General features: G+C 61.6%; 1 protein-coding gene. It reads right to left on the bottom strand.

The features are described 5' to 3' along the window. Positions 1–255: 255 nt before the first annotated feature. Entirely contained in the window at positions 256–816 is a 561-nt protein-coding gene (locus AAFX91_RS42010) for a hypothetical protein (RefSeq protein ID WP_394570391.1), read from the bottom strand. Positions 817–950: the final 134 nt, after the last annotated feature.

The following is a 950-nucleotide window of genomic DNA, read 5'->3' as shown; positions in this document are numbered from 1 at the left end:
TCACTTTGGCGTAGAGCTCACCAGGCCGCCGCCCAGCGCGCGCACTTCAAAACAAAAAGACAACTGTAATGCTAGGCCAAAGATGCCAGACATCATACCAGCAAGGCAATCTTTCCAGTGTCAAGTATTGCGTTTTCGCGCTATTGCCGTAGCCCGGGTGGAGCGGAACGCGTAACCTGGGACGTCTGTGTCCGCATCTGCGAGCGGACCCGGGTTACGCTGGCGCTCCACCCGGGCTACGAGAGCTACAGAGCGCTATTGGCAGATCGCCCGCGTGACGAAATTTTCCGTCCGGCAGTCATTCGGTCTGCGCTTGTGGCCGGGAACGAACACGATCGGCGAGCATTTCTCGGCCGCATCGGTGTCCAGGCTCTTGCCTTCCTTGTAGCCCTTGCTCTGGCAGAGCTTGTCGGCGCCGGCCTTGCAGTCCGGCGCGCCGTTGGCTGCGACCAGGCAGGCCGCGCGGCCAGTGACAATCAATGACGGTCTTGTGAGAGCAGACAGGCCCTCGCCCGCATCCTTGGCGCGGGCGTTGAGATCATCAACCGTCTCGCCCGGACTCTTCAACGACGGCAGGATCGACTTGGACTTTTCGAACAGCTTGCTGATCTCGTTGATGAGGCCCGGGTTCTCCTCGCGCTCAGGCGGCGCAGCTTGGTTCGGCTGAGGCTGGGGCTGTGACTGGACACCGAGCGAGATTGGAGGCGCGGCTTGCGCAAAAGCGAGATCGGAGGCGAGCATCAGCGTCGACACGACAACGGCCGCCTTGGCGACGGGCGGTCCGATGCGAAACGAAAGCTCGACTCGATCAAGCATGCCGAAGCGTAACCCGAGGACGACGACACGGCAAAGCGCTTTGCGCCACACCTACCACCCTTGTATCTGCACGGGCATGATTTGTGCGATGGAAGCGATTTAGCGTCTTGGCCGGTGGCCACCGGCCAAGACGC

This window comes from Bradyrhizobium sp. 31Argb (genome assembly GCF_043638955.1).
Taxonomy (GTDB): domain Bacteria; phylum Pseudomonadota; class Alphaproteobacteria; order Rhizobiales; family Xanthobacteraceae; genus Bradyrhizobium.
Note: the sequence above shows the minus strand (reverse complement) of the source record. Positions and strands in the feature narration are given on the sequence as shown.